The 8,829-nt window shown below is 42.3% G+C and carries 12 protein-coding genes; 5 read left to right on the forward strand and 7 right to left on the reverse strand.

The genetic code is table 11. From position 1 onward, the window contains the following. Positions 1-309: 309 nt before the first annotated feature. Both QUB66_RS29035 and QUB66_RS29040 read right to left on the reverse strand, forming a co-directional pair. A complete protein-coding gene (locus QUB66_RS29035) occupies positions 310-498 on the reverse strand; it encodes a type II toxin-antitoxin system HicB family antitoxin (RefSeq protein ID WP_265234902.1) in 189 nt (62 codons plus the stop codon). 61 nt (positions 499-559) lie between these two features. Next, a complete protein-coding gene (locus QUB66_RS29040) occupies positions 560-1,927 on the reverse strand; it encodes an NB-ARC domain-containing protein (protein WP_332970706.1) in 1,368 nt (455 codons plus the stop codon). Between the two features lie 104 nt (positions 1,928-2,031). Between QUB66_RS29040 and QUB66_RS29045 the strand changes: the two genes are divergently transcribed. Continuing rightward, positions 2,032-2,634 carry a hypothetical protein gene (locus QUB66_RS29045; protein WP_332970707.1) on the forward strand — a complete coding sequence of 201 codons (603 nt, stop codon included), beginning with the start codon at positions 2,032-2,034 and terminating at the stop codon, positions 2,632-2,634. A gap of 69 nt (positions 2,635-2,703) precedes the next feature. Then, a complete protein-coding gene (locus tag QUB66_RS29050; protein WP_332970708.1) occupies positions 2,704-3,018 on the forward strand; it encodes a hypothetical protein in 315 nt (104 codons plus the stop codon). A 621-nt stretch (positions 3,019-3,639) separates the two neighbouring features. Here the strand turns inward: QUB66_RS29050 and QUB66_RS29055 are convergent. The 5 genes from QUB66_RS29055 to QUB66_RS29075 all read right to left on the reverse strand — a co-directional run bounded on the left by QUB66_RS29055 (position 3,640) and on the right by QUB66_RS29075 (position 5,907). Continuing rightward, positions 3,640-4,059: a hypothetical protein gene (locus tag QUB66_RS29055; protein ID WP_332970709.1), complete on the reverse strand. Its 420-nt coding sequence runs from the start codon at positions 4,057-4,059 to the stop codon at positions 3,640-3,642. A gap of 410 nt (positions 4,060-4,469) precedes the next feature. Then, a complete protein-coding gene (locus QUB66_RS29060; RefSeq protein ID WP_332970710.1) occupies positions 4,470-4,715 on the reverse strand; it encodes a type II toxin-antitoxin system HicB family antitoxin in 246 nt (81 codons plus the stop codon). 86 nt (positions 4,716-4,801) lie between these two features. After that, positions 4,802-4,996 (reverse strand): hypothetical protein, encoded by a 195-nt coding sequence (locus QUB66_RS29065; protein WP_332970712.1) that lies wholly within the window; start codon positions 4,994-4,996, stop codon positions 4,802-4,804. 169 nt (positions 4,997-5,165) lie between these two features. Beyond that, positions 5,166-5,408: a DUF433 domain-containing protein gene (locus tag QUB66_RS29070; RefSeq protein ID WP_332970713.1), complete on the reverse strand. Its 243-nt coding sequence runs from the start codon at positions 5,406-5,408 to the stop codon at positions 5,166-5,168. Between the two features lie 25 nt (positions 5,409-5,433). Continuing rightward, positions 5,434-5,907 (reverse strand): hypothetical protein, encoded by a 474-nt coding sequence (locus QUB66_RS29075; protein ID WP_332970714.1) that lies wholly within the window; start codon positions 5,905-5,907, stop codon positions 5,434-5,436. A 349-nt stretch (positions 5,908-6,256) separates the two neighbouring features. On the opposite strand from QUB66_RS29075, the gene QUB66_RS29080 reads away from it, so the two are divergent. The 3 genes from QUB66_RS29080 (at position 6,257) to yidD (ending at position 8,710) form a co-directional block, all read left to right on the forward strand. Next, entirely contained in the window at positions 6,257-6,991 is a 735-nt protein-coding gene (locus tag QUB66_RS29080) for a calcium-binding protein (protein WP_332970715.1), read from the forward strand. A 469-nt stretch (positions 6,992-7,460) separates the two neighbouring features. After that, positions 7,461-8,399, forward strand: a complete 939-nt coding sequence (truB, locus tag QUB66_RS29085; RefSeq protein ID WP_265234909.1) for a tRNA pseudouridine(55) synthase TruB — start codon at positions 7,461-7,463, stop codon at positions 8,397-8,399. 80 nt (positions 8,400-8,479) lie between these two features. Continuing rightward, positions 8,480-8,710: a membrane protein insertion efficiency factor YidD gene (gene yidD / locus QUB66_RS29090; RefSeq protein WP_332970717.1), complete on the forward strand. Its 231-nt coding sequence runs from the start codon at positions 8,480-8,482 to the stop codon at positions 8,708-8,710. Positions 8,711-8,829: the final 119 nt, after the last annotated feature.

Genomic DNA, 8,829 nt, shown 5'->3' on the forward strand with positions numbered 1-8,829 from the left:
CCATCAACGGTTAATTTTTAACCTGAGATAGACAAAAAGCGCTCCTAGAAATAGGGGCGCTTTTTGTTTGGGAAAAATTATGTGTTTGTATTATGACTTACGCGCGGGTGATGAGAAACCGGGTTTTTTCCGAAATTATTCGTTGTCGTCCACAGATTAGCTAAAAAACCCGGTTTCTTTGGTCTGATGGGTAAGTCCTTGCGATCGAGTTTTATTCGCGAATGGCGGATCAATATGATGCGGTGAATGCTTTTATGCGATCGTTGAGGTAAAATTTGAGAAGTGCGATCAAAAAATCATGCTTTAGCCTCACGTTTTGCCTTTGCTGCTAATGACGAGAGTATCATCTTCTAGGAGCATCTCAATTACCTCACGCAGATTCTCGTGTAACTCATCCAAGGTTTCTCCCTGAGAATGCGCCCCAGGAAATCCAGGAATATAACCAACGTAAAGCTTGGTATCAGAATCTTTTTCGATAATAGCGGTAAAGGTTTTCATAAGATTTGCTTTCTATCCGTTAAATGTAAGAAATGTAATCTCTCATAGATTATATAAGATTTCACCTGTACTGAATGTATGCTTTGAATACCGGATTCAGCAGAAAGAGCGATCGCCCTTCCACCTGCATTTTTTCGACTAAACCGCGTCGGATCAAGGATTGTATGGCTTGCCAAAATTCTGAGTGGGATAATTCGCGATCGGCTGGTGGTTGGGAAATATCTACCGCGCCATCTTGACTTGCTAACCATTGGCTAACCTTTTTTTCTGATTCCGATAAACGCTCTAGTTGAGATTCTAAAAGCGGTTCTATGTCCCCTAAATAGATATCATTTCCTTCGGCTAAAAACCGGGATACATTCCCGTCAAATAATTCTACAATTGTGGAAGCTATGATGTTTAACCAGGAAGGATGACTTTGATAAAGGGTGATTAATTCTGACCATTTTTCCTCATGGGTTAATCCTTTTTCTTCCAATATTTCTGCGGCTTGTTCTCCTAAGCCTTTGAGGTGTAAGGTACGAGTGGGTCGGTTTTCTCCTTCTAAAGTTGTGATTTCTCTGGGTTTTTCCCAACTTAGGAGGATTAAGCAACTCTGGTGAGATGATGTGGCAATTTGTTTGAAAAATTTGCCATAATCTTTATATTCTGCTAAATATTCCCCTGCTAATTGACCGCTGCTAAATATATTATGTACATCATCAAGTATTACTAAGCAACGATCGGAACGAAAATAATCAAGGATTGTTGGTAATGGGGTTGGTTGCGATCGTGAAAAAACTTGCTTGAGTTCGGTTTGGAGGGTTGAGAGTGTGGGAGTGTTGCTGAGACTCCGCCAAATAATGTAATCAAATTCGGTTTGAGTTTGTTGGATGAGTTGGAGGGCGATCGCGCTTTTGCCGATTTCACTTAAGCCGTATATGGTGATTAAGCGGGTGTGGGCTTCTAATATCCATTGTTTGAGGGTGGTGAGTTCGGATGTGCGGTTGTGGTAGTAAGGGATGTCGGGCGCGTCTGTTAAGTCGATTATGCGGGTATGGGCTTTGTTTTGGGGAGAATCTGGCGGAAAGGGCGATCGGGTTTCTATATTTTTAATATTTTGTATAAATTGACCACAAATAACATTATCAATTTGGAATAAAGAGTCATGCAAATGAGAAATGTTAGAAACTATATGCCTTTTCTCTAACTTAGAACGAAAATTAAATTTATTGAGGTCTTTTCCTAATTCTTCACCCAGCTTTTCCCATAACTTAGCAGCTTCTTTTTTAACGTGAGACTCACTGCAATTAAACTCTTTAGCGATTTGAGGATATTTTTGTCTTTGCCAAACACCCGTTAGTATTGCTTCCTGTAGGGATGTGAGATTTGCTCCGGTGCGATCGAAAATCAAGTTATCAGCCCATTGCACAACATCTTCAACATTCATGGGTCAGGGTTGAGGGAGGTTTACTGTACTATATTCTACCAAATCCTACTTTGTCAACTAGATTGTACCAAACTCTACTAAATTGGTTCAGGGTGGTTAGAAGTTTGGGTGCTAAATCCGACTTTTTTGAGTTGCCATATATAAAGATTACCAAATACAATTTAAGGAAACAAAGCAATCAAAATTTGAAAAATAGGAGCGAATTAATTTTGAAATTAAATTCCTTTTGGCATAGTTTAGTTGCAGTTATGACTCTGACTCTATTCTTGATAACTGCTCAGTTTTCCATACCCTCTAACCCAGCTTGGGCCGATCAAACCGGCAACTGTTATTCAGATAAACTGGGTCATACGGAATGTACAAATATTGACAAGACAAATAACGGTACTATTATAATTGTTAACCAATCTGATTCAGGCAAAGCTGAAGCTTTTGTAGCAGGCGTGATCGTTGGAGCTATTGGTGGTAGCGCTAGTACAATTGCAGCCGTTTCTACTGCGGGTTCTGTTGCTGGACTCGGAGCTGCTGGAGTTACTTCAGGTTTAGCGGCAATTGGTAGCATTGCAGGTGGTGGAATGGTTGCTGGGTTAGCGGTTTCAGCAGCAGTTCCTGTAATAACTGCTTCTGTTGTTGGTTATGTTGCTTATAAAGCTTGGGAATGGGTGCATCCCCCTCAAAGTCAAAATGTACAAATTCCTCCCCACTAAATTTAATTTTTTTCAGTAGGAAGGATCTGCAAAACTTCAGCTAATACAGTAGATTAAGGATAAAATCTGATGGTTCACTTAGGTTCTAGCGAACAAAAAAAAGATATTCGTCTAATAGCAACTATTTGGATTTGGATTTTATCTATCTTTTCACTCTTAGCTTGTGTGCCAATCTTAGCTCTTACGGAAAATAGTTTTTTCCTGCCTTTTGCAGTGCTTATTTCTATTACTATAAGCACTGCATTTATTTGGTTTTTTGGAAAGCCCATAAATTTAGAAAATGATAAAACAATTAAAATGTTACAAGCTAGAATTGAAATTTTAGAAACAATTTCTGATATTACTGATTTTGATAAAAAATTAATCAATGACAACTATAAATAAAAATATTTTAATCACAAGGCTTAGATGTAGGGTGCGTTAAATTGAGATTAATTATCAAATAAATAGATTATAGCAGGTGACGCGCTCTACTAGGTAAAACTAACGTCGATCTGCAAAACAGGGAAACCGCGCGATCGCACTACTATTTTCAAGTATAATTTCCCTAACTATTATCTCCACATTTAACTAACGAGGTCCGGCTTCAATAGCAGAATTGGCTATTTGAACGAGCGTTTCCTCTCGTCCATTCTTCATGGTTACTTGGTACAAAACGCCTTGATACTGCCATTCCACTAAGGCAGTACAGGAAGCACCGCAGCCATTATAAAAAATTCCTTGTGTTCGGTCAGCTAATTTAATGGTTTTAAATTCACTTCTAAATCCTCTAGGCGGTGGTTGGGCTGGTTCTCCACCTCTTTCTGCTGATATACTCCCGATAAAGCACGCTGTACTGTTGCAATTAGGTGTGTGGCTGATTTCAACGCTATAGCTATTTGTTTCTACTCGGCTTTTCAAGTAAATTTTTTGTGAGAATGGAAGCTGACTAGGTAAAAAAATTGGTACTCTCGTCTTACCTTGAATTTGTGAGAGAATTTCACGAACAGGAAAAGAACTACTCGATTATACTGGTTTGACAAATTGACTATTAGCACGAACGAAACAACGTTGCACCCCACCAGTAGCGTAGTTTTTTCCTACAAAAAGCCAAGGTAAACCCCTGGTATCGTTGAAAGTACCAGCCGCATTACTAGGAAAGCTTTCAAAACGCTGTCCCTGTTTTAAGACACCAACTAAAGACCAATTAAAAAAGTTAAATGGGGTGCGGTTGTTAGCACGCAGAAGTTCTTCAAAAGAAGAATTTGTCATGCGACAATTTAGCCCATTTGGGTCTGGATCTACTACTTCCCAATAAGTATGATAAGCTCTGCCCGTATAATCCCCTTGATTATTAGGACTAGGGAGAGGTGCAGTAGAACCTAGCGTAGCTGTTCCTAACGCCATAAAAATTGAAAGAGTAATGATTTTTACTTTTTTTAACATGAGTATCACTTTTCAAACACTATATATTTCGTAGTATTTAAGGACTTTTTGATACATTAAGTCTATCATACTTTGGGATGAATAACTACTGATTCATCGCAACCCCCCGAAGTGCGATCGTCTCTCTCATAACCCAGTAGCAGAATAACCGCGAACCTTTTATTTAATATAATTGACAAAACCCTCTCAACTTGAGAGCTTATCCCAATCACTAATCTCAACTTTAACCTGTCCCAAAATCTTCGCTAAAAAATTCGTACCGATATCGCCTGGATGAGGATTGGGGATGGTGACACGCAGGCTATCTTTCAACATAAACTGATGCCTTTTTCCCTAATAGGGGCCGTCAAATCCCAGTTGTTTCAAATAATAAATTAAGTCTCGACGCTTGATTGGTTTTAAAGGAGGCATCAGGCAACTTCCTTGGTAACTGTAAGGTCGATATTATCAAGGACAGGTAAAGAAAGATTCAGAGTGAGACTAAGTAAGATCCAGTCTTCCAATACCTCTTGCAACTCTTCACGGGCAACTTCGAGAGTTACAGCATTTGCATAGACTCCCTCACAGATAGGAATTTCTCCGTAGAAAGTCCCATCATCAGGGAAAATTTCATACTTAGCTTGCTTCATGGCAGCTTGGATGTATTTAGTTAACATATTAAAGCAATCTCCTTTTGGGATTTTTAGCTGATGACGTTATGATAGAATGGCGATCGCACTTCTGGAACAATCTCGACCCCGCCTCATGGGATGAAAAGCCGACTCACACCCATATAAATATTAAGATCGAGTACAATTTCAACCAGACGAATTGCACAACGCTGCCGATATTCAGAGTCATTCAACAAGCGGTCAGCATCGCCAATAGTAATCACGGGTAATGATGTAGAAGTAATTTCCTCGCGCATCACTTGTTCCAGAGAGTTCTCGCCCTTCATACTCCGATTCGCTTTAAATTATGATCGACTAAAAAATTCATGGCTGAGACTTCAACTTTGCCTTGGCCGCTCGAAGCTTTTCCCATACAGCTTCCGTTCCGGGTCTTGGTGGCTGGGCGGCAATTCGAGCAATCAGATCGCGATTTTTTTCTTCGTAGTACAGTCGCAGTTATTCAGCTTCCTTAAGAACCAGTTGATACTCAGCTTCAACAGTATCGCGATTTTCTTCAATGTAAGCTAAAGCCGCGTTAATTTGTTCCTCTGTCAGATCGAACAATCCCCTGATAAACTTAGGCGGATATTGAGCCGTCACATAGTCCATGATGTCGTAGATAGTGATGCGCGTACCTGCGATCGACAGTCCTCTTTCTGTACGGATAATCGCTGTTTGTTCGTTGGATAGAGTTGTCATTTTTATAGCCTCCTAGAAGTTATTTTTATCTTGGTCTAAAACTCTGTGCAAAATTCATCCAGCGATCGACTTTATTGCCCGTAATGTCTAAAATTGGGATAGAACGAGTTCTGGATATTGGCCGCCCTGCTTCTTCCTGAGAATATTCGATCGCACTACGCTCAGGTTTGCCTAAACCGTAAGTGTTCGCAATATCGTTAGCCAACTGACAGGTGATTCTGAATGTCCCCATGCTAATTCTGCCTTTTCCTGCCCTGTACTCCCAATCTCTAAAGCCAGCGCCCGGTATTTCCTGACAATCAGCATATGTCACCTCAAACATCTTAGCAATATGCACGTCATAGAGGCGTAACTGACCCCCATAGGCAGATTTTGTGGTCTCCGTTTCTGATACCGTAAGGGTATAGGTTCCTTCCCCGTGTTGCAGTCTCATCGGAAACTGTGTTTGGGCGATCGCCCCCGGTATCCCCTGAATGACGGTGACAGATCCCCAACTCATAGTAATAGCGGTCAAGCTTGTGAGGAATAATTCTTTCCTGCCTCTCATTTATTTGTTAAAAGCTATAGGCTATTTGCAACATATATTTAATTCAACTATAACTGTAATCTTTAAGAATGTTTTTACGGTTATATCTAAATCTTATGTATTGAACCAACTGCCAAACTATACGATCTTCAGTTGACAGTTGACAGTTAATTGAATGACAGTTAACAGTTAACAGTTAACTGTTGACAGTCAATTGAATGACAGCTTCCTCGCCTGAAGACACCTGGTGTTCATGGTACTTTCTGTAACTCCCACTTTTAGGCTAAGTTAGAATGGCAAATTTCTACCACTCTTCAAAACCATGCCATCATCAGTACCAATTAAGATCGTCATCACAACCCCAACCCCAACCAGCGCGGGTACTAGGCCGGGAGGCTCTGCTACCCCTCGCAATGGCACCAGCGGCCCAGACTCCCTCAGCGGTACTGCTGGCGCTGACTTGATCTTCGGTTTGGGAGGCCCTGACAGCATTTTAGGTTTGGGGGGAAACGATTCCCTCTACGGTGGCGACGGCGACGACTCAATACTGGGCGACGTTGGTAATGATTTGCTGTTCGGTGGTGCAGGGCGCGACAGCGTTTTGGGCGGCGCGGGCGACGATACTTTCTACGGCGGCAAAGGTGCTGACTCGGTAAGCGGCGATGATGGCAATGATTTGCTGTTTGGCAACCAAGACAGCGATACTTTGTTGGGTGGTGCGGGTAATGATACGTTTTTTGGCGGTGCTGGCGATGATTCGCTGTTTGGCGGTGCTGGCGATGATTGTTTATCGGGCGATCGCGGCAGAGATACTTTAACTGGTGGCGCTGGAAATGATACTTTTTCGATCGGGCGATCGGCAGATAGCGATGTGATTACCGATTTTACTGTTGGTACGGATAAAATTCGCTTGAGTGCCGGCCTCACATTTGACCAACTCAATATTTCCGCTGGATCGGGAACTGTTCCGAGTACCATTGTTCAGCTTACAAGTACCAAGGAAACTCTGGCTACTGTATTGGGAGTTACTATCTCTCGGACAGACTTTATTTTTTAATTGGGAATCGGTAATTGGGAATCGGTAATTGGGAATTAAGCTTGCGGGTACTTTTGAGTCTTAAGTTTTTAATGTTGAAGTTTTCAACTCAGGCAAGGCTTGCGCGTTGTCAGTAACAAAGATCTCTCAAAAGTTTTCAGATTCCTTCTACCTTCTTCCATCTATCCCTTAAATGTGTTAAAAAATCAGTTGCCGAACTTCATTCTGACTAATGATTGATGACTAATAACTAATGATTGATGACTAATAACTAATGATTGATGACTAATGATTGATGACTAGCCTTCGGCTTGCTGGCTCACAAGTCGCTCAGGCTAAAATGACTGATGACTAGCCTTCGGCTTCGCTCAGGCTAAAATGACTAGCCTTCGGCTTGCTTCAGCTACGCTGACTCACAAGTCGCTCAGGCTAAAATGACTACTGACTAATGACTACTGACTACTGACTAATGACTACTGACTAATAACTAATGACTATTGACGGTTTTCTCAATCTCAACAAACCTGCGGGCATGACATCTCACGACTGCGTGGGGCGAGTGCGCCGAATATTGAAACTCAAACGAGTCGGACACGGAGGAACCCTCGATCCTGCTGTGACTGGCGTTTTGCCGATCGCCCTGGGAAGAGCAACCAGACTGCTGCAATTCCTCCAACACCACAAAGCTTACCAAGGTACGATTCGGTTTGGCTTGACTACCGCTACGGACGATTTAGAAGGAGAAATCCTGCATTCTCAACCGGTGCCGGAGTTAAGTTTAGAACAAGTGCAAGCTGCACTGCCGAATTTTATCGGCAAAATCGAGCAATTTCCGCCTAGTTTTAGTGCGGTTCAGGTGGGAGGAAAACGGCTTTATGAGTTAGCCAGAAAAGGCGAAACTGTGGAAGTTGCGGCTAGGAATGTTGAGGTGTTTCGGCTGGATATCTTGGATTGGCGGCCGGGGGATTTTCCCGAATTGGATTTGTCGATCGCCTGTGGGGCCGGTACTTACATTCGGGCGATCGCGCGAGACTTGGGCGCACTGTTGAATACAGGCGGTACTTTGGCTGGTTTGACTCGCACCGAAAGCAGTGGTTTCTCGATCGACAAAAGTCTCAGTTTTGAAGAATTAGAACTACAATTAAAGGAGAATACATTCAGCCCGATTTTGCCATCCGCGGTTTTGGGACACTTAGGTGCGATCGTCCTTTCTCCTGAATATACCAAACGCTGGTTTCAAGGACAGCGCCTCCCGATTCCCGAAACGGCGATAGCAGCCGAGGAAAGTAGCAACAATCCCCCAGAAAACTTAATACCCGAATCTCCCTATCCCTTGCAAGTTTACGATCGAGATGGTAATTTTTTAGGTATCGGTCAAGTAGCAAACTCCGAAACAAGTACCATATTGTCTCCTCAAATTGTCTTTTAGCTATCCAAGAGGCAACAATAAAAATAGGTGGACAGCACAAGATTTTGCGATTAATCTAATCAAGCGCTGAGGTAAAAATTGTGAAAGTATTGCTGATCGGATTAATTCGAGGCTACAAAATGGGTATTTCTCCTTATTTACCTAACGCCTGTAGATTTCAGCCCACTTGTTCGCAATATGCGATCGAAGCCATAGAAAGATTTGGGGCGGCCCGCGGCGGCCGGGTGGCAGTGCAGCGAATTTTGCGCTGTCATCCTTTTCATCCTGGGGGTTACGATCCCGTACCTCCCAAAGATAGCGAAGAGAATTAGCTATTAGTGAGACGCAGGATTTTAGTTATTAATTAATAAGCTGTTCCAATACTTCTCGGTTAAGGTCTAAGCGGTACTGAGAATAGAAAAATGAAGCTCCTGGCGCTGAGTACCAGTAC

It is taken from the genome of Microcoleus sp. A2-C3 (genome assembly GCF_036706065.1).
Lineage (GTDB): Bacteria > Cyanobacteriota > Cyanobacteriia > Cyanobacteriales > Microcoleaceae > Microcoleus.

Coding starts and splice junctions, on each gene's coding strand:
- QUB66_RS29035 (WP_265234902.1), bottom strand. CDS start 498: ATGAAAACCTTTACCGCTATTATCGAAAAAGATTCTGATACCAAGCTT.
- QUB66_RS29060 (WP_332970710.1), bottom strand. CDS start 4,715: ATGTTAACTAAATACATCCAAGCTGCCATGAAGCAAGCTAAGTATGAA.
- QUB66_RS29055 (WP_332970709.1), bottom strand. CDS start 4,059: ATGTTAAAAAAAGTAAAAATCATTACTCTTTCAATTTTTATGGCGTTA.
- QUB66_RS29070 (WP_332970713.1), bottom strand. CDS start 5,408: ATGACAACTCTATCCAACGAACAAACAGCGATTATCCGTACAGAAAGA.
- QUB66_RS29075 (WP_332970714.1), bottom strand. CDS start 5,907: ATGAGTTGGGGATCTGTCACCGTCATTCAGGGGATACCGGGGGCGATC.
- QUB66_RS29040 (WP_332970706.1), bottom strand. CDS start 1,927: ATGAATGTTGAAGATGTTGTGCAATGGGCTGATAACTTGATTTTCGAT.
- QUB66_RS29080 (WP_332970715.1), top strand. CDS start 6,257: ATGCCATCATCAGTACCAATTAAGATCGTCATCACAACCCCAACCCCA.
- QUB66_RS29050 (WP_332970708.1), top strand. CDS start 2,704: ATGGTTCACTTAGGTTCTAGCGAACAAAAAAAAGATATTCGTCTAATA.
- QUB66_RS29065 (WP_332970712.1), bottom strand. CDS start 4,996: ATGAAGGGCGAGAACTCTCTGGAACAAGTGATGCGCGAGGAAATTACT.
- truB (WP_265234909.1), top strand. CDS start 7,461: ATGACTATTGACGGTTTTCTCAATCTCAACAAACCTGCGGGCATGACA.